The following is a 22,770-nucleotide window of genomic DNA, read 5'->3' as shown; positions in this document are numbered from 1 at the left end:
GGTTGGGGTCGGTGCCGTGTCGAGTAGCGGTCAGGAAAGCAGACGGCGGGGCATGAGGAGGTAACGGAAGCCCGGATCCTCGCCGCCGTCGGCCTTGCCCGTGATCACCACGGGCTTCGACGGCTGGGTGAAGGCGAGCTCGACGACGGGCTCGTCGATCGCGGTCAGGCCGTCGAGCAGGAACTGAGGGTTGAAGCCGGTCGTGAGGTCGTCGCCGTCGATGGTCGCCTCGATCGACTCCGAGGCCTGGGCCTCGTCGCCCGAGCCGGCGTCGAGGGTGATGACCCCATCGGAGAAGGCGAGCTGGACGGCGGTGTTGCGCTCCGCGACGAGCGCGACGCGCTTGACCGACTCGATGAGCGCGGCCTTGTCCACGAGCGCGGTGGTGTTGTGCTCGTTGGGGAAGAGGCTGCGGACCTTGGGGAACTCGCCGTCGAGGAGGCGCGTGGTGGTACGGCGTACGCCGCCGGCGGCCGCGCCCTCGAAGCCGATGATCCCCTCGCCCGTGCCGCCGGTGGAGAGCGCGATGGTGACCTCGCTCCCGCTGGTCAGCGACTTAGCGGTGTCACCGAGCACCTTCGCCGGCACCAGCGCGGCGAGCGACTCGTCGGGGGTCCGTGGGTCCCACTCGAGCTCGCGGTGGGAGAGCCGGAACCGGTCGGTGGCGAGAAGCGAGATGGTCGAGCCCTCGATCTCGAGGCGTACGCCGGTCAGGACGGGCAGCATGTCGTCGCGGCCGGCGGCGGTGACCGCCTGGGCGACGGCGTGGGCGAACAGCTCGGACTTCACCGTGCCGGCGGCGGTCGGCATCTCCGGGAGCGTGGGGTAGTCCTCGACCGGCATCGTCTGGAGGCTGAACCGCGCCGAGCCGCAGGTCAGCGAGACCCGGGCACCGTCGATCACCATCTCCACCGGCTTGGCCGGCAGGCTGCGGCAGATGTCGGCCAGGAGCCGGCCGCTGACCAGGGCCTTGCCCTCGTCGGCGACCTCCGCCGACAGCGTCGCACGGGCCGAGGTCTCGTAGTCGAACGTCGAGAGGACCAGCCCCTCGTCGCTCGCCTCGATCAGCAGACCCGACAGCACCGGCGTGCTCGGGCGGACCGGGAGGCTGCGGGCAGCCCAGGCGACGGCATCCGCGAACACGTCGCGGTCGACGCGGAACTTCACGATGACCTGTCCTTCGCTTCTCAGATGACTCGGCCCGACGACATGAGTCCTGGGACATGAATCCTGCCACGGACCTCCACGGCATGGGCAGGGCCGGGGAGGTGCGTCGTGATCTTGTGTGGTTCATCCCCAGGCCGGGGCCGGGGAGGAGTTACACGATCGATCGAGCAGTGTGTGGTCCAGGGGGTGTAAGAGCGTCGGTGGAAACTGTGGAGAGCCGGCATCGTCGCAGGTCGTGCTGCGATTTCGGCGTACACAAGGGGTGTGGACGCGGCGGTGGAACCACAAGCCTCGCTGTGCACGCCGCCGGGCCGCTGTTGCCGGATCGACGGGACCTCCACAGATCCTCCCCGTGTAGTTCTCACCCTCGGCCCGCAGTTCTCCACAGGACGGGGATCACAGAAGTCGACGTACGTCGGGTGGGTCAGCCCTGCCGGGCCTGCATCTTGACCCGGTTAGTGAGCTCGCTGACCTGGTTGAAGACGGCGCGGCGCTCGGCGAGCAGCTGGTTGATCTTCCGCTCGGCGTACATCACCGTCGTGTGGTCGCGCTTGCCGAACTGTGCGCCGATCTTCGGCAGCGACAGCTCGGTGAGCTCGCGGCAGAGGTACATCGCGATCTGTCGCGCCATCACGAGGTGACGGCCGCGGCTCGGCCCCGTGAGCTCCTCGATCGTCAGCCCGAAGTACGCCGCGGTCTGGGCGATGATCAGGCCGGCGGTGATCTCGGGCTCGCCGCCCTCGGGGATGAGGTCCTTGAGGACGATCTCGGCCAGGGTCATGTCGACCTCCTGGCGATTGAGGTTGGCGAAGGCCGTCACGCGGATCAGCGCGCCCTCGAGTTCACGGATGTTGGTCTGGATCTTGCTCGCGATGAACTCGAGCACGTCCGGCGGCGCGGTGAGCCGCTCCATCGCCGCCTTCTTGCGGAGGATCGCGATCCGGGTCTCGACGTCCGGCGGCTGCACGTCGGTGATGAGCCCCCACTCGAACCGGTTGCGCAGCCGGTCCTCGAGGGCCTCGAGCCGCTTCGGGGCGCGGTCGGAGGTGAGCACGATCTGCTTGTTGGCGTTGTGGAGGGTGTTGAAGGTGTGGAAGAACTCCTCCTGGGTCTGGGTCTTGCCCTCCAGGAACTGGATGTCGTCGATCAGCAGCACGTCGACGTCGCGGTAGCGGCGCTTGAACCGATCCTGCCGGTCGTCGCGGATCGCGTTGATGAACTCGTTGGTGAACTCCTCCGAGCTCACGTAGCGGACCTTCGCGCCGGTGTAGAGGCTGCGGACGTAGTGGCCGATGGCGTGCAGCAGGTGGGTCTTGCCCAGCCCTGACTCGCCGTAGACGAGCAGCGGGTTGTAGGCCTTGCCCGGTGCCTCGCTCACGGCGACCGCCGCGGCGTGCGGGAACCGGTTGGACGAGCCGATGACGAAGGTCTCGAAGGTGTACTTCGGGTTGAGCCGGGTCTCGAGCGTCGGGGGGGTCACCGGGCTGGGGTCTCCGTGGCCGTTGGCGGCGTGGCCGTTGGGACCGACGCGGGTCGGGCCGCCGCTCGGGAGGTAGTCCGGCGGGTCCTGGGGGATCTGCCGGTTTGTCGACATGTCGCCGTCGTGGCGGGGCTCCGGCGGCTCCGGGGTGTAGGACGTCGGCGGGGTCGAGACGGTCGAGAGGTCGACCTCGAGCTCGGGGTTGACGGTCACGGCGATCCGGATGTCGCGCCCGAAGCGCACGGTGAGGGCGTCCTCGAGCCCGGGTCGGAGCCGGCCCTCGAGCTGGTTGCGGGTGAAGTCGTTGGGCACGGCGACGATCGCCGTGTTGCCGTGCAGCGTCACGGGCTCGCTCGCCCGGAGCCACGCACGCTGGTTCGGCGGGAGATCTCCGACGACGGCGTGCCAGGCGCCCCCGAGATCGGTGGCCGTCCCGCCCGTCGAGCCGTTGTCCTGTGGTCCTGTGCTGGAACTGTCCACGGATGCCTGCCTTCCCTGTGGGGGCTCGTCGGTCTTCGGGCTGTCGGGTGTAACTCCTCCACAACTTTGTCCACAAGTTGTGAAGCGGGGCCTCTTCCACGAAAGAAGGGCCCGCCGAGACACCCCGCCACAGTGATCCTTACGACCGTTTTGGCAGGTCAGAACCGAAATCGATACGGTTCGGAAACTCCGTCCCCCCGTGACGGCCGACGGCTCCTGGCGGGATGCAGGGAACCTCGGTGTCCGTCGAACTTAACGTCACGCGCGGGCTCGGAGCAACCCGTCATCCACAGGCTTCGAAGACACGCCCGGAGGAGGGGGTCGCGAGGGTTTGACCCTGTCTTCGCGCAACGCGTACCGTTTGGAGGTCGCCGGGTCGACCGGTGCCGCATGTCCACGCCCGTCCGGCCCTCGAGGTCGGCACTCCGGCGCGGACGGGCGGTGCCTGCCGAAGTCCAGCACGGCACGCCCGAGAAGCCGGGGCGACACGCCCATCGAAGGTCCCTGGGGGCCTGTCAGACACCGAAGGAAGACTCGTGAGCAAGCGTACGTACCAGCCGAACAACCGTCGTCGCCACAAGGTGCACGGTTTCCGCCTGCGCATGCGCACCCGCGCCGGCCGCGCCATTCTGTCCGGGCGCCGTCGCAAGGGCCGCAAGAGCCTGAGCGTCTGACGTCCGGCCACGGCTCACCAGCTGCGTTGTTACCGCGCAGTAACCGGCTGACCGACTCGGAGACGTTCCGGTCAGCGGTACGCCGGGGGCGGCGCGCCGGCTCTCGCAGCCTGGTGGTCCATCTGCTGGCCGGAGATTCCTCCGGCCCGCCGCGGGTGGGCTTCGTGGTGAGCAAGGCCGTCGGCTCAGCTGTCGTCCGGAATCGTGTGAAGCGCCGACTGCGCCACCTGGCCCGGGAGTTCCTGACGGAGCTCCCGGGCTCTGCTGTGCTTGTGGTCCGAGCACTTCCCGACGCCGCCGCGCTCTCCTCGGCGGAACTCGGGGCCGAGCTGCACCGTTGCCTCTCTCGTGTGCTCCCCTGAAGGCCGACTGTCATGAAGTACCTGCTCATCGGCCTGCTGAGGCTCTACCGGACCCTCATCAGCCCGCTCTACGGCGACGTGTGTCGCTACTACCCGTCATGCTCGGCGTACGCGCTCGACGCCGTCCGTGAGCACGGTGCCCTGAGGGGTTCGTGGCTCGCCGTACGCCGCCTGGCCCGCTGCCATCCGTGGGCGGCCGGTGGCTTCGACCCGGTGCCGGAGCGTGCCGTCCGCCATCATCACCGTCCCGCCCGCCTCAGCGCGGGCACCCCGACTCGAGGAGCTTGATTCCGTGGGATCCATCGGCGATCTGTTCGGCTGGATCGCGACACCGCTGTACTACGCCATCTCCGGCGTCATGCTGGTCTGGCACAAGCTCTTCACGGGCGTCTTCCAGATCCCCGCGTCCAACGGTTGGTCGTGGGTGCTGGCCATCATCGGCCTGACGATCACCATCCGTGCGCTCCTGATCCCGCTCTTCGTGCGGCAGATCAAGTCGAGCCGCAACATGCAGCTGATCCAGCCGAAGGTGAAGGAGCTGCAGAAGAAGTACGGCCACGACCGGCAGAAGCTGGCCGAGGAGACGATGAAGCTCTACAAGGACACAGGCACCAATCCGTTCGCGTCCTGCCTGCCGATCATCCTCCAGATGCCGATCTTCCTGGTGCTGTTCCGGCTGATCAACCACGCCGCCCACGGCGAGCCGAAGGGCTTCCTCTCGCAGCTCGACGCCGACCACATCCACGACGCGGCGATCTTCGGGGTCAAGATCTCGGCGACGTTCACCGGGTCGGCCGACGCGGGTCCGAAGATCCTCGCGGCGGTGCTCGTCGTCTCCATGTGTGCCACGACGTTCCTCACGCAGCGGCAGCTGATGGCGAAGAACATGCCGTCGGATGCGATGACGGGACAGTACGCCCAGCAGCAGAAGATGCTGCTCTACGTCCTACCGATCGTGTTCGCGGTCTCCGGTCTCGCGTTCCCGATCGCGGCGATGCTCTACTGGACCGCCTCGAACCTGTGGACGATGTGCCAGCAGTTCTACGTGATCCGCAACAACCCCGCCCCGGGCACGCCCGCGTTCAAGGCGAAGGAGGAGCGCGACCGGGCCAAGGCGATGAAGCACGGCCAGCCGCTCCCCGCGGATGCCGGGGCGGTCGACCCGGACGTCAGCAGTGGCTCCTCGACGGAGCAGCGCGACCGCCGGCCGGCGCAGCGGCAGCAGCCGAAGAAGCAGACCAGAAGCCAGCGCAAGTCCGGGCCGAATCCCGGGTCGCGCCCGAACCCACAGAAGAACAGGGGCAAGAAGTGACGGAGCAGACCACCCAGCCCGAGGTCGACGAGCAGCGTCTCAAGCAGCTCGAGCAGGAAGGCGACATCGCCGCCGACTACCTCGAGGAGCTCCTCGACATCGCCGACCTGGACGGCGACCTCGACATGGACGTCGAGGGCGACCGCGCGGCCGTGTCGATCGTCGGTGCCGACCTGCAGCAGCTCGTCGGCGCGCACGGCGAGGTGCTCGACGCCCTCCAGGAGCTGACCCGGCTCGCGGTCTACCGGGAGACCGGCGAGCGGTCACGGCTGATGCTGGACATCTCCGGCTTCCGCGCCGATCGGCGCGCGTCGCTGATCGCCCTTGCGGAGGAGACGATCGAGAAGGTGAAGGCGTCGGGCGAGCCTGTGTCGCTGAAGCCGATGACCCCGTTCGAGCGGAAGGTCGTCCATGACGCGGTCGCGGCTGCCGGCCTGACGTCGGAGTCTTCGGGTGCCGAGCCTCGTCGGTACGTCGTCGTACTCCCGGAGTGAGCCTGTTTCACGTGAAACGTTGACAGGACCGTTCGTCGCCCCCCGCGCCACTCGGCGCGGGGGCGTTGCATTTCCGGGGTGCTGGTCTCACGTGAAACAGTCGGTGCGTGAGCAGCGAGCCGAGCCCGTCACCCGCCCCGGAGGTGCCGGCGGTGGCGGCACGCCTGTTCCCCGAGGATCGGCTGCCACTTGTCGAGGAGTACGCCGCGCGGCTCGCGGCTGACGGTGTGGTGCGGGGGCTGATCGGGCCCCGGGAGGTTCCGCGGCTCTGGGACCGGCATCTGCTCAACTGTGCGCTGCTCGGTGACCTCATCCCTCGAGGGGCGACGGTCGCGGACGTGGGCTCCGGGGCCGGCCTGCCAGGAGTCGTGCTCGTGCTGGCCCGACCCGACCTGACCGTCACGCTGGTCGAGCCGCTCCTGCGACGCACGGTGTTCCTCGAGGAGATCCGGTCCGATCTCGGGCTCGACGGTCTGGAGGTCCACCGTGGCCGGGCCGACAGCCTCCACGGCGTCCGGACCTTCGACGTCGTCACCTCCCGCGCCGTCGCCGCTCTCCCGAAGCTCCTCGCATGGTCGATGCCGCTGGTGGCCCCGTTCGGTGCACTGCTCGCGATGAAGGGCGAGTCGGTGAGCGACGAGATCGTGGAGGCGCGCTCGACGCTCACGGCGATGGGCTGCGCGGAGCCGTCCGTCCACGTTCTCGGCGAGGGGCTGCTGGAGTCCACAACCACGGCGGTCCGAGTGGCCTGGGCGGATCCGTCACGGGTAGATTGGCGGTCTGCCGTGCCGCCGGAACCGCGCGCCCGACAGGGTGGCAGCCAGCGGAGGAAGGGCAAGCAGAAGCGTCGTCGGTGAGCGGGTTATCCACCGCTCCGGACCGCGGTGCTGAGCGTGAATATCCACAGAGTGGACCCATTCATCCACAGGACGAGGACATGCCACAGGACGACGATCTCCCACCCTTTCGCCCGACCGACCAGGCCACGGAGGTCGACGTTTCACGTGAAACATCGACCCGGGGATCGGGCTTCACGGTGAGGACGGCCGGAGACCTCGCCGACTTCACCGCAGGCCTCGACGACGAGCAGACGCCGCTCGCCCGGGCCACCGAACACACCCTGCTCGCCCGGCAGGTCGCGAGCAACCGCCCTCCGATGCAGCGGCCGGAGGCCACCCGGGTCATCGTCGCCGCCAACCAGAAGGGCGGCGTGGGGAAGACGACGTCCACCGTCAACATCGCCGCGGCCCTGGTCCAGCTCGGTCAGCGGGTGCTGGTGATCGACCTCGACCCCCAGGGCAACGCGTCGACCGCCCTCAACGTGGAGCACCTCCAAGGCACTCCCGGGACGTACGAGATCCTCGTCGACGGGACGCCACTCGCCGACGTCGTGACGTCGGCGCCGGAGCTCCCCGGCCTCGACGTCGTACCGGCCACCATCGACCTGGCGGGCGCCGAGATCGAGCTGGTCAGCGTCGTCGCGCGCGAGGCCCGCCTGCAGAAGGCCCTGCGGAACCACCCGCGCGTCGGCGACGCGGCCACCGCCGGCGAGGAGCGCTGGGACTACGTCATCATCGACTGCCCACCCTCGCTCGGCCTGCTCACCATCAACGCGCTCGTGGCCGGCGCCGAGGTGATGATCCCCATCCAGGCCGAGTACTACGCGCTGGAGGGGCTCGGCCAGCTCCTCAAGACCGTCGACATGGTGCGGGCCCACCTCAACCCCGGCCTCGCGGTCTCGAGCATCCTCATCACCATGTACGACGCCCGCACGCGCCTGGCCGCCGGTGTCGCCGACGAGGTGCGCGAGCACTTCGGGGACCAGGTGCTGCGCACCTACATCCCCCGCTCCGTGCGCGTCTCGGAGGCGCCGTCGTACAGCCAGACGGTGATGACCTACGATCCCGGTTCACCGGGCGCCCTCAGCTATCTCGAGGCCGCCAAGGAGCTGGCCACGAGGGGAGTCGGTCGATGAGCAAGCCACCCGTACGTCGAGGGCTCGGACGCGGCCTCGGGTCGCTGATCCCGACCGCGCCGCCGGTCGACGAAGGCGACCGGGGAGCCGACCTCTCCGTCAGCGCCCTCGCCGACGAGTCCGTGGAGGCGGGGATCACCGGCGAGGCGGGCGGCCCCCAGGTCGAGAGCCCGGATCTGGCCCCCGTCGACGGCGCCTACTTCGCCGAGCTCCCGGTCGACCAGATCAGCCCGAACCACGCCCAGCCGCGCCAGGTCTTCGACGAGGAGGCGATGGCCGAGCTGGTCCACTCGGTGAAGGAGATCGGGCTCCTCCAGCCGATCGTCGTACGCCGGACGGGCGACGCGTCGTACGAGATCGTGATGGGCGAGCGCCGCTGGCGCGCGACCCAGCAGGCCGGCCTTGCGACGATCCCGGCGATCGTGCGGGAGACCGACGACACGGAGATGCTCCGCGACGCGCTGCTGGAGAACCTCCACCGCTCGCAGCTGAACCCGCTCGAGGAGGCAGCCGCCTACCAGCAGCTGCTCGAGGACTTCGACTGCACCCACGAGGAGCTCGCGGGGAGGATCGGCCGCTCCCGGCCGCAGATCAGCAACACCCTGCGCCTGCTGCGGCTCTCCCCGGCCGTCCAGCGGCGGGTCGCCGCCGGCGTGCTCTCGGCCGGCCACGCCCGCTCGCTGCTCGGGGTCGAGGACCCTGAGCGACAGGACAGGCTCGCCCAGCGTGTGGTGGCGGAGGGGATCAGCGTGCGCGGGCTCGAGGAGCTCGTCGCGCTCGATGAGCCGGACGAGAAGTCCGCCCCGCGGGTGAGCCGGCCCAAGCCGAGCGCGCCCGGCCTGAGGGAGATCTCCGACCGCCTCTCCGACCGGTTCGACACCCGGGTGAAGGTCGATCTCGGCCGGAGCAAGGGCAAGATCACCGTCGAGTTCGCGACGCTCGAGGACCTGCGCCGGATCGTCGACATCATGGATCCCCGGAACCGTACCGACAGGCCGATCTAGCGCCTCATCGACGTAGCGATAAGTCGATTTGTCGACAAAACGTCAGGTCGACGTGATGACGCCAACGACGAACCCAGCAGCTCACTGGGTGTCGGACGAGGGGTACTCCGTGCCCCGGATCGGCAGCCCGGGGATCGGCCCCGTGGCACCGAAGGTCTCGAGCAGCTCGAGCTCGGCCTCGACGACGCCGGCGAGCCGGCGTACGCCCTCTCGGATCCGTTCGGGCGTCGGGTAGCAGAACGAGAGCCGCATCGACGAGGAGCCGTAGCCGTCGGCGAAGAACGCCGTCCCCGGGACGTACGCCACTCGCGCGGTAACGGCCCGCGGCAGCATCGACTTCGCGTCGACGCCCGGCGGAAGCGTCATCCAGACGTAGAAGCCGCCGTCCGGCACGTTCCAGCGGCAGGCGGCCGGCATCAGGTCGGAGAGCGCGGTGACCATGGCGTCACGACGCTCGCGGTACATCTCGCGGAACTGCTTGATCTGCCCCTGCCAGTCGTGGTTGGCGAGGTAGGCCGAGACCGCCATCTGCGAGAACTGCGGCGGGCACAGCGTTGCGCTCTCCTGGGCGAGGACGAGCTTCTCGCGCACCGAGTGCGGTGCGAGCGCCCAGCCGACCCGGAAACCGGGCGCGAAGGTCTTCGAGAACGAGCCGAGGTAGATGACCCCCTCGGCCTCGTCGGCGCGCAGCGCGCGCTTGGGCTCGCCGTCGAAGCCGAGCAGGCCGTAGGGGTTGTCCTCGAGCACGAGGATCCCCTCGGAGCGGCAGAGCTCCAGGATCTCCGGGCGACGCTCGGCCGACAGCGTGACGCCGGCCGGGTTGTGGAAGTTCGGGATCGTGTAGAGGAACTTGATCGACTTCCCGGCTGCCTTCGTGGCCGCGATCGCCTGGCGCAGAGCGTCGGGGACCAGCCCGTGGGCGTCCATCTCGGCGTGGACGACCTCGCACTGGTAGCTCTTGAAGACGCCCAGTGCCCCGACGTACGACGGGGCCTCGCAGATCACGACGTCGCCCGGGTCGCAGAAGATCCGGGTGACCAGGTCGACCGCCTGCTGCGAGCCGACGGTGACGACGACGTCGTCGGGATGGGCGTCGATGCCCTCGAGCCGCATGACGTCGGTGATCTGCTCGCGCAGCTCGGGGACGCCCTGGCCGGAGCCGTACTGCATCGCGACCGGGCCGTGCGCCGCCACCAGATCCCCGATCGCGCCACCGACCACGTCGAGGGGAAGCCCTGAGATGTTGGGCATGCCCCCGGCGAGCGAGACCACCTCAGGGCGGGACGCCACGGCGAAGAGCGCGCGGATCTCGGAGGCGGTCATCCCGGCCGTGCGCGCGGCGTAGCGGTCGACATACGGGTCGAGTCGGGAGCCGGGCGCGCGCGTAGGGGTGTTGTCCATGATGGATCTAGCATGAACGATGTCGACCGTCGACGCGCATTCCGTCCGCCTTTCGGAGGAACAAATGTCGCGAAGGATCCTCCCGCTGACCCTCGACCGGTTCGCGGAGCTGTCAGCGCCCTGCCGCAGCTGCCTGTTCTGGGAGCTCGATCCGGTCCGCCTCAGGCACGTCCCGCCCGAGCGCGCCGTCGCCGAGAAGGAGGCCTGGATCTCGGAGGTCCTGCGTGAGTGGGGCTCCTGCGGCCGCGTGGCGGTCGTCGACGGCGAGACCGTCGGCTTCCTGATCTACGTCCCGCCGTCGTACGCGGGCGGTGCCGGCTCCTTCCCGACGGCGCCGGTGTCCCCGGACGCCGTCCTGCTCACGACGGTGTGGATCGACCCGCGCCACGCCGGCGGCGGGCTGGGCCGGATGCTGGTGCAGGGGATGGCGCGCGACCTCATCGGCCGGCCGGACGTCCGCGCTGTCGAGGCCTTCGGCGACGTCGGGCCCATCAGCGGGATCCACGGGCGTCGGTGCGCGGCGCCGGCGGAGTTCCTGGCCCGGGTGGGCTTCAAGACCCACCGCGCCCACGTCACCGCGCCCCGGCTCCGGATGGAGCTGAAGGCGGCGGTCAGCTGGCGCGAGGAGGTCGAGGTCGCCTGGGAGCGGCTGTGGGGCGTCGTACGCCCGCGGCGCCACCGCGCGCCCGCTCCTGTGCCGGTCCACCACCAGCCGTCGCCCGTACGCCGGGAGGAGGGGCCGAAATCGACTCCGCCCCACCACCGGCCGGGACCGGTGGCGGGGCGGTAGCAGCGCCTGCGTGCGGATGCAGCTCAGGTGAGATCAGGCAATGAACTCGGAGAGCTCGGCGAGGAGCGCGGCCTTCGGCTTGGCGCCGACGATCGACTTCACGACCTCGCCGCCCTTGTAGATGTTGAGCGTCGGGATGCCGGTGACGCGGTAGTTGGACGGGGTCACGGGGTTCTCGTCGACGTTCATCTTCACGAAGGTGACCTTGTCGCCGTGCTCGCCGGCGAGCTCGTCGAGGATCGGGGAGACCTGGCGGCACGGACCGCACCACTCCGCCCAGAAGTCGACGAGGACGGGCTTGTCGGACTTGAGGACCGTGGACTCGAACTCGGCATCGGTCACGGCGTTGATGTTGTCAGCCACGGTGGGCACCCTTCTGCGATGAACTGGCTTGGTGGAGGCTCGTTGAAGGGGAACGTCGTCGCGGTCGCGGATCATTCCCCTCGAACCAACCCTAACTTGCGCCTCTGACAGCCGGGGGTGTACGCCAGCCGGAGGTCGCGGCGCCGGAACGGAGGCACCATGGCGAACGACGCCCGACCCGGCGGGCACGGCATCGCCGCGCCCGGATCCGCCACGACGGCCGGCGGCACACCTGTCTGCGACGACCCGGTCTCGCTCGACTCCGCCCGCGGCCGGTGGCTCCTGGCGGCAGCCGTCCTCGGCGCGGGGATGGGCTTCCTCGACGGAACCGTCGTCAACGTCGCGCTGCGCCGGATCGGCACCGACCTCGACGCCTCGCTCGCCCAGCTGCAGTGGATCGTCAACGCCTACCTCCTCGCGCTCGCGTCCCTCATCCTCGTCGGAGGGTCGCTGGGCGACCGGCTCGGCCGCCGCCGGGTGTTCACCATCGGCACCGTCTGGTTCGGGCTCGCCAGCGCCGCCTGCGCGCTGGCGCCGAACGCCGAGACCCTCGTCGCCGCGCGGGCCGTCCAGGGCGTCGGCGCCGCGCTCCTGACGCCGGGCAGCCTCGCGCTCATGCAGGGGTCGTTCCGGGAGGAGGACCGGGCGCAGGCGATCGGGCGTTGGTCGGGCATGTCGGGGATCGCCACCGTCCTCGGGCCGTTCCTCGGCGGCGGGCTGGTCCAGAGCGTCGGGTGGCGCTACGTCTTCTGGATCAACGTGCCGATCGCCGTGGTCGTCGTGCTCATCGCCGTGCACCACGTCCCGGAGAGCCGGGACCCGGAGGCCGCCCGCCGGTTCGACGTCGTCGGTGCCGGGCTCGGCGCGGTCGGGCTGGGAGCGGTGACGTACGCGCTCATCGAGGCCGGCCAGCAGCCGGCCGCGACCATCGCGGTCGCCGCGGTCGGCGGCGTGCTCGCACTGGCCGCCTTCGTCGTCAGCCAGCGGCGGCCGGACCCGATGGTGCCGCCGGCGATGTTCGGGTCGCGGGTGTTCACCGCGAGCAACCTGCTCACCTTCGTGGTGTACGGCGCGCTCGGGGCGATGACGTTCTTCCTGGTGCTCCAGCTGCAGGTCAGCGGTGGGTACGGACCGCTCGCCGCCGGACTCGCGACCCTCCCCATTACGGTCGTCATGTTCGCGCTCTCGGGGCAGTCCGCCGCCCTGGCGCACCGGATCGGTCCGCGGCTGCAGATGGGGCTCGGGCCGGTGCTCTGCGCTGTGGGGACGGTCCTCATGCTCGGGGTCGACGCCACGTCGTCGTACTGGCTCTCCGTGCTGCCGGGGATGCTCGTCTTCGCCTTCGGGCTGACCTGCCTGGTCGCGCCGCTGACCGCCACCGTGCTGGCCGCCGTCACCGACCGGTGGGCCGGGATCGCGAGTGGCGTCAACAACGCCGTCGCCCGGATCGGGAGCCTGCTGGCCGTCGCGGCGCTGCCGGTGGCGGTGGGCCTGGGCGGCAGCGAGTACGACGACCCGGCGGCCCTCACCGCCGCCTACCGCTCGGCGATGCTGGTCTGCGCGGCCCTGCTGCTGGTCGGCGGGGCGATCGGGTGGGTGGGGCTCAGGCGCCCGCGGTCTGCTGAAGCTCGGTGAAGACCTGTGCGTCCGACTCGGCCTCGGCCTCCGCGTCCGCGGAGGACGCGTGGGCGAGCTCGGCGAGGTAGCGCTCGGCGTCCAGCGCGGCCTCGCAGCCGGTGCCGGCGGCGGTGATCGCCTGGCGGTAGACGTGGTCGACCAGGTCGCCCGCCGCGAAGACGCCGGGGAGGTTGGTCCCCGTCGAGTCGTGCTCGACCAGGACGTAGCCCTCGTCGTCGAGGTCGACCTGCCCCTTGACCAGCTCCGAGCGCGGGTCGTGGCCGATCGCGATGAACAGCCCGGTGGCCGCCATCTCGCGGGTCTCGCCGGTCTTGGTGTCGCGCAGCGTCAGCGACTCCAGCCGGTCGGTGCCGTTGATGGACTCGACCACGGTGTTCCACTCGATCTCGAGCTTCGGGTCGGCGAAGGCGCGCTCCTGCATGATCTTGGAGGCGCGCAGCTCGTCGCGCCGGACCAGCAGCGAGACCTTGGAGCCGAAGCGGGTCAGGAAAGTGGCCTCCTCGATCGCGGAGTCTCCGCCGCCCACGACGGCGATGTGCTGCTCGCGGAAGAAGAACCCGTCGCAGGTGGCGCACCAGGAGACGCCGCGGCCCGAGAGGATGTCCTCCTTCTCCAGGCCGAGCTTCCGGTAGCCCGAGCCCATCGCGAGGATGACGGCCTTGGCGTAGTGGGTCTCGGTGGCGGTCTTGACGACCTTCACGTCACCGGTCAGGTCGACCTCCACGACGTCGTCGGCGACCAGCTCGGCGCCGAACCGCTCCGCCTGGGCGCGCATGTTGTCCATCAGCTCCGGGCCCATGATGCCGTCGCGAAAGCCGGGGAAGTTCTCGACCTCGGTGGTGGTCATCAGCGCTCCGCCGGCGGTCACCGAGCCCTCGAAGACCAGTGGGGCCAGGCCGGCACGCGCGGTGTAGACCGCGGCGGTGTAGCCGGACGGACCGGATCCGATCACGATGACGTTGCGGGGCTCGGTCGGGGTCGAGGCGACGGGCATAGGGACACTCCCTGGGTTCGGTGACGCTGCGATAACCGATCGTAGGTGAGGAAGATTCCCGCGCCGAAGGCGACGTGCGCCGTACGGAAAGAATAAGTATTGACTTATGCGTCGTACGACGGCAGTCTGGTCACGTGCACGCGCTCGACGTCCTCGGCGATCCCGTACGCCGCCACATCCTCGACACCGTCTCGTCGAGTGACCGGCCGCTGCCGGCCGGGGAGATCGTCGCGAGCGTGCAGGCGGCGTACGCCATCAGCCAGCCGGCGGTGTCCCAGCACCTCAAGGTGCTGCGGGAGAGCGGCTTCCTGGCCGCGACGCCCGACGGGCGCCGGCGGCTCTACGCGCTGCGCCCGGACCGGCTTCAGGAGGCGGACGCGTGGCTGGCGCCGTACCGCCGGTTCTGGACCAACCGCCTCTCCGCGCTCGAGACCGAGCTGCGCCGGGGCAGGCGCTCGACCCACCCGACCTCCGAGGAGGACCGATGATCTCGACCAAGGACGTGTTCGCGCGGATCGCCGAGCAGCACTCCCGCGACGCCCGCCAGGAGCCCGACGGGAGCTGGACGATCACCCTCACCCAGGACTACGACGTCCCGCTCGCGGAGGTGTGGGAGTGCTGGACCGATCCCGAGCGCCTCGCCCGCTGGTTCGGGCGGCTCGAGCGGGTGCCCGAGATCGGCGGCACGACCACGATGGCGATGGTGACCAACGAGGACGAGGTGCCCGAGGAGTTCGTCCAGATGATCGGCCTGCGCGAGTGCGAGGAGCACGCGCGGGTCGTGGTCGACTGGGGCGGCTTCGGGGAGGGCGCCTCGGTGGTCGAGCTGCGCTGCGAGCCGCTCGGCGAGGAGCGCACCCGGGTCACCGTCGTCCACTCCGGTCTGAGGGCCCGCGGCGCCTGGTCGTACGGCGCCGGCTGGGGCGAGGTGCTCGAGCGCGCCCGGCTGGCCCTCGTCGACCCCGGCGTCGTCATCGGTCCAGACGTCCTCGACTCCGCGGGCATCGAGCGCTACCTCCACGACCACGCCTGGGACGGGCTCGTGCCGCAGGGCTGAGGCCGGCGCCGGCCGGCGCCGTCACTCGGCCTTCGTGCCCGTGACCTTGGCCTCCGCGACCTCGAGACGGTAGCCGCCCGGCACCTCCGGCAGCGAGGTGAACCAGAGCAGCACGTAGCGGCCCTCGGGCTGGCCGGACACCTCGACGTCGTCGGAGGTGCCGACCTGCGCCGTCGCCGCCGGCTTGCCGGTCGGGGTCGACGCGGGCGGGTCGTCGCTGACGTAGATCGAGACGCCGGTCGGCTCGCCGACGAGGTCGAGGTGCACCGAGTCGACGGCGTACGACGCCTGCAGGTCGAGCACCAGGCCGACGCCGGTCTTGAGGCCGGGCGGCGGGCCGAGCTGGTCGTTGTAGCGCGAGGTGCGCCACTCCGTGGCGGTGTCACCGTCGACGGCGTAGTGGGCGAGGTCGGGGTACTCCGCCGGCGGGTCGCCCATCGGGTCGAAGTCGCGAGCGGTCACGCCCCGGACGACCACGGGCTTGGCCGCCGGGCTGCTCGCGGCGGCCGAGGGCGACTCGTCGGAGTCGCCGCCGAGCAGGGTCCCGCCGTGGGTGGCGTTGTAGGCCAGCGCGACGCACACGACGAGGACGGCGGCGACCGCCACGGCGATGGCGAGCCGGATCCAGCCGCGGCCGGGGGGCGCCTGCTCCGGCTCCTCGGCGACGTCGACACCGGGGGTGGCGCCGGACCACGGCCAGTACTCCGGCGCGGCGCCCTGCGGCTCCGGCGCGGTGGTGCTCGCGGGCGCGTTCGCCCGGGGGGTCCGCGGCTCGTCGGCGAAGAGGGGCTTCGGCGCCGGGGGCTCGAGGGGTGGCGGTGGCGGCACCGGCTCCGTGCGCGGCGCCTGCCAGTTGTCCCACTCCTCGTCCTCGTCGTCGAAGGTCGGCAGGCCTGGCTGGGTGCGCTCGGGCTCGTCGGCCGGTGACGGGGCGGACGGCGCGGCAGACGGAGCCTCGTCGGCGGGCTTCTCCGCGGAGGCGTCCTCCTGTGCGGACCGATCCGTGTCGTCGGCCGTGTCGTCGGCCGTGTCGGCACCGGTGTCGGCACCGGTGTCTTCGGCGTCCGCCACCGCAGCGGCGCCGAGCGGGACGGCTTCGGTGGCCGACTCGTCGTCAGGCGTCCCGAGCGTGCGAGTGGAGTCCTCGGGCTTCGGCCCGGCCGCCTGGGCGAGGGGCGGGACCGGCGCGCCTGTCACGGGTCGCGGCGCGCCGCCGAGGTCGGTCGCGTCACCGACGTACGACGCCAGGACGGCGACCATCTCGCGGGCCGACGGCGGTGCCGCGGAGTCCCCGACCACCCGGCCGCAGAGATCGTCGAGCACGCGGGGTACGCCGGCACGCACCTGTCGCGGGCGCAGGACGTGGCCGTGGGCGGTGGGGGCGGCCGGGACGCGGGACGGGGTCCGGCCGGCCCACTTGCCGGTGAGGCCGGCGTACAGGACGCCGCCGAGGTCGACGACGTCGTCCTCGACCCGGCCCGGCTCGAGTCCGTGGAGCGCCGCCTCGACGGCGAAGCCGATGATCCGCACCGCGCCGAGGTCGTCGATGAGGACGTTCTCCGGGTTGAGCCGGCCGTGGGCGTGGCCGGCCTCGTGGGCCCGGCTCAGCGTGTCGGCGACCTCCTCCGTGAGCCACGCCGCCCGGCGCGGTGGGAGCGGGCCGTCGGTGGCGAGGACGTTGTCGAGGGACGTGCCCGAGCCCCACTCGTTGACGACGTACGCGATGTCGCCGGTCGTCTCCGCGTCGAGGACCCGCAGCAGCCTCGCGTCGGTGACCGACGCCGAGTCGCGGGCCGCCGCCATCAGCGCCGGCGCCCGCTCGTCGTTGGCCGCGAGCACGTGGATGGCGACGGGGCGGCCGAGGATGGCGTCCTCAGCCTTCCAGAAGCGACCGTTGCGGGCCTCGCTGAGCAGGTCCGCGAGGCGGTACCTGCCGGCGAGGACGTCACCGGATCGCGTCGACTCCATGGGCACAGTCTCTCAGTGCCGGCCCAGCGGCCCACCGAGCCGCCGGGCGATCTGTCCCATCACCGAGGTGAGCTCGGTGAGCCTCAGCGCCTGGGCGCCGAGCAGCAGCATGCACACGTCGACGATGCCGACGGCGACGGTCTCGGCCAGGGTGAGCGCCCAGCCCGGGTTGTCGTCGTACGTCAGGAGAGCGGCGTGGAAGAGGCCCGCCACCAGGGTCGCCGCGGCGGTCACGACGAGGAGGCGTACGACGAACCGCAGCAGCCGGGTTCCGTCGAGGCCACCGAGGGCGCGGCGCAGGACGGCGTACGACACGATCGAGCCGACCAGGTAGGAGAGCCCGTAGGCGATGGTGAGCGCCGGCGAGGTGTGCTCGGCCGAGGCCTCGCGGACGAGCAGGATCGCGGCGGCGATGTTGGTCGCGGCGATGAGGCACTGCACGACGAAGGCGGTGCGGTTGCGCTCGAGGGCGTAGAAGCCGCGCAGCATGAGGTAGTGGACGGTGAAGAAGACCATCCCGGGCGCGAAGAGCGCGAGCGTGGGCCCGTAGACCTCGAAGCGCGAGGCGTTGGCGCCGTACCCGAAGAGCAGGTGGGCCACCGGCGTCGCCAGCACCGGCAGCAGCGCGGCCACCGGGATGACGACGGCGAGCGCCGATCGCAGCGTCCCGGACAGGGTCCGGGCAAGGCCGGTCGGGTCCTGCGCGGCCGCGCGTGCCGAGAGCGCCGGGAGCACCGCGGTGGCGAGCGAGACCGTCACCACCGAGTGCGGGACCTGGGTGACCAGGAAGCTGTTGGAGTAGACGGTGTAGCCGGTGCCTGAGGCGGCCGACCCGCTCGAGGCCAGCCGGGTGACGAACGTGTAGGCGACCTGGTTGACGATCACGAAGAGGACCGTCCAGGTGCCGAGCCGCAGCGTGTGGCCGAGGCCCGTACGGCGGAAGTCGAACCGCGGCGCGAAGCGCACACCCGCGGCGTGCAGCGGCCAGAGCAGCAGCAGGAACTGCGCCGCGATGCCGACCGTGGAGCCCAGCCCGAGCAGCAGCTCCTCGCCCGAGCTGTAGCCGCCGGTCGAGGAGGGGCCGTAGCTGGCGAGGTAGAGCGCCAGCACCGCGATCGAGACGATGTTGTTGGCGATCGGCGCCCACATCATCGGGCCGAAGCTGCCCCGCGCGTTGAGCACCTGGCCGACCAGCACGAACAGCCCGTAGAAGAACACCTGCGGCAGGCACCAGCGGGCGAAGTCGATCGCCGACTCCAGCTGCGCGGCGTGGTCGGCGGCGTACCAGCTGCTGTTGACGTAGAGGTGGAGCAGCGCCGGCGCCGCCACCACCAGCGCGACCGTCACGACGCCGAGGAAGAGGGTGGCGAGGGTGATGATCCGGTTGGTGTAGGCGATGCCGCCGTCGGGGTCGTTGCGCTGGGCGCGGACCAGCTGGGGGACCAGGACGGCGTTGAAGATCCCGCCGGCCAGCAGGATGTAGAGCATGTTCGGGATCGTGTTGGCGATCGTGAACACGTCGGCGTGCAGCCCGGACCCGAGCGCCGCGACCAGCATCGCGTTGCGGACGAACCCGCTCGCCCGCGACACGACGGTCCCGGCGGCCATCACCGCGCTGGAGGCCAGGATCGAGCGCTGCCCGGTGCGCGCCAGGTCGGGCGCTCCGGCGGGGCTCACGGCGTCCCCGGGGCCGGCGGGGTTGCGGCGGCGTCGGTGTGGTCGGCGGGGTCGGCGGGGTCGGCCGTGGCGGCGGCCTCTTCGGGCGTACGCCGCGCGGCGCGCACCCGGCGGACCAGCCGGACGAAGATCGCGAGGAACAGGAGTGCCAGGCCGACGCCGACGAACCACCAGATGATCGTGCTGACCTGGGCGGAGCGGATGGGCAGGACGGCACCGTCGCCGACGTGGGTGCCGTCGGCGTCGGTCAGCCGCAGTCGCACGGTGTGGACGCCGTTGTTCAGCGCGCTGGCGGTGAGGAGGACGGTGCTGCGCGCCTGCGGGCCGACCTGCACCTCCTCGGGACCGGTGATCGAGATTCCGGGGTCGGCGTCCGCCCGGAGCCTGACGGTGATCGGCTCGTCGAGCCCGTTGGCGACGGTGACGGCGAACCTGCCGCTGTCGCTCGACAGCGTGACCGCGGCGGGCGTCTCGACGGAGATCTTGCCGAGCTCGGACCTGATCACGTTGGTGGAGCGGTCGGCCGCCTCGCCGCGGCCGCGCCGGGCGAAGTACGACGTCGAGGTGAGCGCCTCGGAGAGCACCTGCGTTCCGACGTCGGTGTTGTGCGTCAGCACGCTCTGCAGGGTCATGCCGGCGCGGATCAGGTCGTCGACGCTGTCGAACACGTTCTCGCCGAGCTGCGCCTCGGCCTCGGTCTCGGGGTAGACCAGGTCGTCGGACGCGACGGACGTCGCCGACTGGTCGGAGACGGCGTCTCCCACGGTGGTGAGGTCGACCCACGACGTCGTCGTCAGGTCGTCGAAGAAGGCCGGCGCGCTGCCCGCGGGCGTCCACCGGGACGGCAGCAGGACGACGAGCGGCCGGTGCGTGGCCAGCCGCAGCGAGGCCTGCGCCACGATCCGCTGGCGCAGCGCGACCGGCGAGAGCCGGTCGCCCGGCCCGGCCCCGCCCGAGGCTGCCTCGGAGGAGGTGGTGACAAGGCGGTGTCCGTCGACCAGGGCCACGGGTGGGGCGTCGCCCTCGACCATCTGGTCGCTGACGATCGTCAGCGGCCGGTCACGGAGCAGCTTGATCGCGGCCTCGTCGAGGTAGCCGGACGGCGGCGCCGTGACCGGCACGCCGCCGGTGATCCCCAGCGCCGAGAAGACGGCGTCGGCGCGCTCCCGCGCCTTGGCGTACAGCCGCTTGTCGTGCACCGCCAGCGCGGGCAGATCGGGGTCGGCGTACGGCAGGGTCAGCACCTCGTGGCCCGGCAGTGCGCTGCGGAGCCGCTCCAGCCACCGGGTCGCGGCGGTCTGTGCCGCCTTGTCGTCGGCGATCTCCTCCTCGGTCAGGCCGGAGTCGCTCTCCCCGGCGTCGGCGGACGGCGAGGCCGAGGCGCTGGGCGAGGCGGACGAGCTGCCGTCCTCGCTGCCGTCGACGGCGCCGAGACTGCGGGGCTGGTTGCCCCCGGCAAGCATGCGTACGGCGTCGAGGACGGCCGGGTCGAGGAGCCAGCTGATCCGGGTGCTGGTGCTGCCGAACGAGAGCAGGCGGCCGAGGCGGCCGTCGTCTCCGAGCTGCTGTGCCCAGCCGGCAGCATCGGCGATGCGTCCGTCCGGTGTGTGGATGACGCGACGCCGGATCGGCAGGATGACGGCGACCTTCTCGGGCTTCGCCTTCTTGCCCTGCTTCGGGACGAGGGGGAGGAAGGTGCGGGCCCGTCCGTCGGCGGTGGGCACGCCGTCGACGTCGTTGGACCCGAGCGCGTGGACGCCGAACCAGTAGACCCCCGGCTCGGTCACCGCGAGGTGCGCTCGAAGGTCGCTGCGCTTCACCGTCAGCGACCACGCGACGGTCTCACCGGCGGCCACCTTGTCGACCGTCGTGTAGTCGCCCTCGTCGGTGATCCGGCTGCCGACCAGCGCGTTGTCGGGCGACGCCGCCTGGTCGGCGAGGTCGGACTCGGTCGTGATCGGCGTGCTGCCGATGAACGGGTAGATCCGGACGTCGTCCCACTCCTCGGTGTCGAGGTTGGTCAGCGTGCCGCTGACGCGGATCGGTCCCTTCCCGTTGATGGTCGTCGCACCCAGCGTGTCGATGCTGAGGGCGAGCGGCGTGTCCGGCTCGGCCGCGCGCGCCGGTACGGGCGCGAGCAGGGCGAGCAGCAGCGCCAGCAGGAGGCCCGTCGTACCCCCTGCCTTCCATGCGGTCGCGGGCAGGCGCGACGGCATGGGGCGGTGAAGCATGGCGTCGAGGATATCGGCCGGCGGCCGCCTCACTCCCAACGGCGCGGCGGCGGGGATTCGACCGACCGGCCCTAGACTGGTCAGTCGTGTCCGAGACCGAACTGCCCCCGATCAGTGTCGCCGATGTCCAGCGCTCGGTGACGGCGGAGCTGGATCGGATCGGGCCCGTGATCGACGAGCTCGGCGAGGCGTTCGCGGACGAGGGCTTCGAGCTCGCGCTCGTCGGCGGGCCGGTGCGCGACGCCATGCTGGGCAGGGCCCACAACGATCTCGACTTCACCACCTCCGCGCGGCCGGACGACACCGAGCGGATCCTCAAGCGGTGGGCGAGCGCCGACCGGCGGGGAGCGACCTGGGACATGGGCCGCGCGTTCGGCACCATCGGCTGCCGCCGGGGGCCCTGGACCGTCGAGGTGACGACGTACCGCTCCGAGGTCTACGACCCCGACTCCCGCAAGCCGGAGGTGGACTTCGGCGACAGCCTGGCCGGGGATCTCGGACGGCGCGACTTCACCGTCAACGCGATGGCGGTCCGCGTGCCCGGCCGCGAGATCGTCGACCTGTACGGCGGCGTGGTCGACCTCGCCACCCGCGTGCTGCGCACCCCCGGCCGGCCGGAGGACTCCTTCTCCGACGACCCGCTGCGGATGATGCGGGCGGCCCGCTTCGCCGCGCAGCTGGGCTTCAGCGTCGCCCCCGAGGTGGTCGCGGCGATGACAGCGATGGCCGACCGGATCTCGATCATCTCCGCCGAACGGGTCCGCGACGAGCTGGTGAAGCTGGTGACCGCGCCGTACCCCCGACTCGGCCTCACCCTCCTCGTCGACACCGGGCTGGCCGACCGGGTGCTCCCGGAGCTGCCCGCGCTGCGGCTCGAGCGCGACGAGCATTATCGCCACAAGGACGTGTACGAGCACACCCTGACGGTGCTCGAGCAGACCATCGATCAGGAGGAGCGACTCGGCGCAGGCCCCGACTTCGTCGCACGGTTCGCGGCGCTCATGCACGACGTCGGCAAGCCCCGCACGCGCCGCTTCCACGACGACGGCACGGTCAGCTTCCACCACCACGACGTGGTCGGGGCCAAGCTCGTGCGCAAGCGGATGAAGGCGCTGCGGTTCTCCAACGACGAGATCGACGCGGTCGCCAGGCTGGTCGAGCTGCACCTGCGGTTCCACGGCTACGGCACGGGCGAGTGGACCGACTCCGCCGTACGCCGCTACGTCCGCGACGCCGGCGACCAGCTCGAGCGCCTCCACGTCCTCACCCGGGCCGACTGCACGACCCGCAACCGGCGGAAGGCCGAGCGGCTCGCCCGGACCTACGACGCCCTCGAGGCGCGCATCGAGCGGCTCTCCGAGGAGGAGGAGCTCGCCGCCATGCGGCCGGCGCTCGACGGCAACCAGATCATGGAGGTCCTCGGCCTGAAGCCCGGCCCCGAGGTCGGCGCGGCGTACAAGTTCCTCCTCGACCTGCGCATCGACGAGGGCGTGCTCTCCGAGGAGGAGGCCAAGGAGCGGCTGCTCGCCTGGTGGGCGGCCAAAGTGTCACCGTGACACTTCGCGGGTCCGGTGACACGGCGGAATCCAGCGGTCGAAGCAACGCTCCTGATGTGAGACGGAGTGGTGCAGATGACGAGGGCGTGTTCGCCTGAGGTCCGTTCGCGGTTGTTCGAGTTGGTGTGTTCGGGAGCGTCGCTGTCG

Annotated in this window: 21 protein-coding genes; 13 read left to right on the top strand and 8 right to left on the bottom strand. The window is 71.2% G+C overall.

Annotated elements, in window-relative coordinates:
• Positions 1–30 precede the first annotated feature (30 nt).
• Both dnaN and dnaA read right to left on the bottom strand, forming a co-directional pair.
• Positions 31–1,167 carry a DNA polymerase III subunit beta gene (gene dnaN / locus ABLE53_RS17660; RefSeq protein WP_348860409.1) on the bottom strand — a complete coding sequence of 379 codons (1,137 nt, stop codon included), beginning with the start codon at positions 1,165–1,167 and terminating at the stop codon, positions 31–33.
• A 424-nt stretch (positions 1,168–1,591) separates the two neighbouring features.
• A complete protein-coding gene (gene dnaA / locus ABLE53_RS17655) occupies positions 1,592–3,127 on the bottom strand; it encodes a chromosomal replication initiator protein DnaA (RefSeq protein WP_348860408.1) in 1,536 nt (511 codons plus the stop codon).
• A gap of 536 nt (positions 3,128–3,663) precedes the next feature.
• Between dnaA and rpmH the strand changes: the two genes are divergently transcribed.
• The 8 genes from rpmH (at position 3,664) to ABLE53_RS17615 (ending at position 8,948) form a co-directional block, all read left to right on the top strand.
• Positions 3,664–3,801, top strand: a complete 138-nt coding sequence (rpmH, locus tag ABLE53_RS17650; protein WP_348860407.1) for a 50S ribosomal protein L34 — start codon at positions 3,664–3,666, stop codon at positions 3,799–3,801.
• 26 nt (positions 3,802–3,827) lie between these two features.
• Positions 3,828–4,163, top strand: coding sequence for a ribonuclease P protein component (rnpA, locus tag ABLE53_RS17645; protein WP_348860405.1), 336 nt, complete (start codon positions 3,828–3,830; stop codon positions 4,161–4,163).
• A 12-nt stretch (positions 4,164–4,175) separates the two neighbouring features.
• Entirely contained in the window at positions 4,176–4,451 is a 276-nt protein-coding gene (gene yidD, locus ABLE53_RS17640; RefSeq protein ID WP_348860404.1) for a membrane protein insertion efficiency factor YidD, read from the top strand.
• 4 nt (positions 4,452–4,455) lie between these two features.
• Entirely contained in the window at positions 4,456–5,475 is a 1,020-nt protein-coding gene (gene yidC / locus ABLE53_RS17635; RefSeq protein WP_348860403.1) for a membrane protein insertase YidC, read from the top strand.
• Positions 5,472–5,969 carry a Jag family protein gene (locus tag ABLE53_RS17630; protein WP_348860402.1) on the top strand — a complete coding sequence of 166 codons (498 nt, stop codon included), beginning with the start codon at positions 5,472–5,474 and terminating at the stop codon, positions 5,967–5,969. Before yidC ends, ABLE53_RS17630 begins: the two co-directional genes overlap by 4 nt.
• Positions 5,970–6,076: 107 nt before the next feature.
• Positions 6,077–6,826, top strand: a complete 750-nt coding sequence (gene rsmG, locus ABLE53_RS17625; RefSeq protein WP_348860401.1) for a 16S rRNA (guanine(527)-N(7))-methyltransferase RsmG — start codon at positions 6,077–6,079, stop codon at positions 6,824–6,826.
• Positions 6,827–7,005: 179 nt separating this feature from the next.
• A complete protein-coding gene (locus ABLE53_RS17620; protein ID WP_348860400.1) occupies positions 7,006–7,944 on the top strand; it encodes a ParA family protein in 939 nt (312 codons plus the stop codon).
• On the top strand, positions 7,941–8,948 hold the full coding sequence (locus ABLE53_RS17615; RefSeq protein WP_348860399.1) for a ParB/RepB/Spo0J family partition protein: 1,008 nt from the start codon (positions 7,941–7,943) through the stop codon (positions 8,946–8,948). The genes ABLE53_RS17620 and ABLE53_RS17615 overlap by 4 nt, the downstream gene beginning before the upstream one ends.
• 81 nt (positions 8,949–9,029) lie before the next feature.
• Here ABLE53_RS17615 and ABLE53_RS17610 read toward each other — a convergent pair whose 3' ends face one another.
• The gene (locus ABLE53_RS17610; protein WP_348860398.1) at positions 9,030–10,349 is read right to left on the bottom strand and encodes an aminotransferase-like domain-containing protein; all 1,320 of its coding nucleotides are present in this window, start codon (positions 10,347–10,349) and stop codon (positions 9,030–9,032) included.
• Between the two features lie 64 nt (positions 10,350–10,413).
• Between ABLE53_RS17610 and ABLE53_RS17605 the strand changes: the two genes are divergently transcribed.
• Positions 10,414–11,139 carry a GNAT family N-acetyltransferase gene (locus ABLE53_RS17605; RefSeq protein WP_348860397.1) on the top strand — a complete coding sequence of 242 codons (726 nt, stop codon included), beginning with the start codon at positions 10,414–10,416 and terminating at the stop codon, positions 11,137–11,139.
• Between the two features lie 33 nt (positions 11,140–11,172).
• Here the strand turns inward: ABLE53_RS17605 and trxA are convergent, their stop codons facing one another.
• The gene (gene trxA / locus ABLE53_RS17600) at positions 11,173–11,502 is read right to left on the bottom strand and encodes a thioredoxin (protein WP_348860396.1); all 330 of its coding nucleotides are present in this window, start codon (positions 11,500–11,502) and stop codon (positions 11,173–11,175) included.
• 159 nt (positions 11,503–11,661) lie between these two features.
• Here trxA and ABLE53_RS17595 point away from each other — a divergent pair, with 159 nt between their 5' ends.
• On the top strand, positions 11,662–13,137 hold the full coding sequence (locus tag ABLE53_RS17595; protein ID WP_348860395.1) for an MFS transporter: 1,476 nt from the start codon (positions 11,662–11,664) through the stop codon (positions 13,135–13,137).
• On the opposite strand, the gene trxB is transcribed toward ABLE53_RS17595, so the two are convergent.
• A complete protein-coding gene (trxB, locus tag ABLE53_RS17590; protein WP_348860394.1) occupies positions 13,106–14,134 on the bottom strand; it encodes a thioredoxin-disulfide reductase in 1,029 nt (342 codons plus the stop codon). The two genes, ABLE53_RS17595 and trxB, sit on opposite strands and share 32 nt — an antisense overlap.
• A 134-nt stretch (positions 14,135–14,268) precedes the next feature.
• Here trxB and ABLE53_RS17585 point away from each other — a divergent pair, with 134 nt between their 5' ends.
• Together ABLE53_RS17585 and ABLE53_RS17580 are read left to right on the top strand one after the other, a co-directional pair.
• Positions 14,269–14,622 carry an ArsR/SmtB family transcription factor gene (locus tag ABLE53_RS17585; RefSeq protein WP_348860393.1) on the top strand — a complete coding sequence of 118 codons (354 nt, stop codon included), beginning with the start codon at positions 14,269–14,271 and terminating at the stop codon, positions 14,620–14,622.
• Positions 14,619–15,191, top strand: a complete 573-nt coding sequence (locus ABLE53_RS17580; protein WP_348860392.1) for an SRPBCC family protein — start codon at positions 14,619–14,621, stop codon at positions 15,189–15,191. The genes ABLE53_RS17585 and ABLE53_RS17580 overlap by 4 nt, the downstream gene beginning before the upstream one ends.
• A gap of 21 nt (positions 15,192–15,212) precedes the next feature.
• On the opposite strand, the gene ABLE53_RS17575 is transcribed toward ABLE53_RS17580, so the two are convergent.
• From ABLE53_RS17575 to ABLE53_RS17565, 3 genes are read right to left on the bottom strand one after another with little or no spacing between them, the layout of a single operon-like run.
• Positions 15,213–17,159: a protein kinase family protein gene (locus ABLE53_RS17575; protein WP_348860391.1), complete on the bottom strand. Its 1,947-nt coding sequence runs from the start codon at positions 17,157–17,159 to the stop codon at positions 15,213–15,215.
• A 12-nt stretch (positions 17,160–17,171) separates the two neighbouring features.
• Positions 17,172–18,836, bottom strand: a complete 1,665-nt coding sequence (gene murJ / locus ABLE53_RS17570; RefSeq protein WP_348860390.1) for a murein biosynthesis integral membrane protein MurJ — start codon at positions 18,834–18,836, stop codon at positions 17,172–17,174.
• The gene (locus ABLE53_RS17565) at positions 18,833–21,067 is read right to left on the bottom strand and encodes a DUF6049 family protein (protein ID WP_348860388.1); all 2,235 of its coding nucleotides are present in this window, start codon (positions 21,065–21,067) and stop codon (positions 18,833–18,835) included. Before ABLE53_RS17565 ends, murJ begins: the two co-directional genes overlap by 4 nt.
• Positions 21,068–21,153: 86 nt before the next feature.
• On the opposite strand from ABLE53_RS17565, the gene ABLE53_RS17560 reads away from it, so the two are divergent.
• Entirely contained in the window at positions 21,154–22,623 is a 1,470-nt protein-coding gene (locus ABLE53_RS17560; protein WP_348860387.1) for a CCA tRNA nucleotidyltransferase, read from the top strand.
• Positions 22,624–22,770: the final 147 nt, after the last annotated feature.

Source organism: Nocardioides asiaticus (assembly GCF_040049175.1).
Taxonomy (GTDB): Bacteria; Actinomycetota; Actinomycetes; order Propionibacteriales; family Nocardioidaceae; genus Nocardioides; species Nocardioides cheoyonin.
The sequence above is the reverse complement of the archived record's forward strand: the minus strand, read 5'-3'. Positions and strand labels throughout refer to the sequence as shown.

Bases quoted from the DNA above. Each gene is read 5' to 3' on its own strand.
- yidD (WP_348860404.1), top strand. From the start codon at position 4,176: ATGAAGTACCTGCTCATCGGCCTGCTGAGGCTCTACCGGACCCTCATC.
- ABLE53_RS17615 (WP_348860399.1), top strand. From the start codon at position 7,941: ATGAGCAAGCCACCCGTACGTCGAGGGCTCGGACGCGGCCTCGGGTCG.
- ABLE53_RS17610 (WP_348860398.1), bottom strand. From the start codon at position 10,349: ATGGACAACACCCCTACGCGCGCGCCCGGCTCCCGACTCGACCCGTAT.
- ABLE53_RS17605 (WP_348860397.1), top strand. From the start codon at position 10,414: ATGTCGCGAAGGATCCTCCCGCTGACCCTCGACCGGTTCGCGGAGCTG.
- ABLE53_RS17595 (WP_348860395.1), top strand. From the start codon at position 11,662: ATGGCGAACGACGCCCGACCCGGCGGGCACGGCATCGCCGCGCCCGGA.
- trxB (WP_348860394.1), bottom strand. From the start codon at position 14,134: ATGCCCGTCGCCTCGACCCCGACCGAGCCCCGCAACGTCATCGTGATC.
- ABLE53_RS17580 (WP_348860392.1), top strand. From the start codon at position 14,619: ATGATCTCGACCAAGGACGTGTTCGCGCGGATCGCCGAGCAGCACTCC.
- ABLE53_RS17575 (WP_348860391.1), bottom strand. From the start codon at position 17,159: ATGGAGTCGACGCGATCCGGTGACGTCCTCGCCGGCAGGTACCGCCTC.
- ABLE53_RS17565 (WP_348860388.1), bottom strand. From the start codon at position 21,067: ATGCTTCACCGCCCCATGCCGTCGCGCCTGCCCGCGACCGCATGGAAG.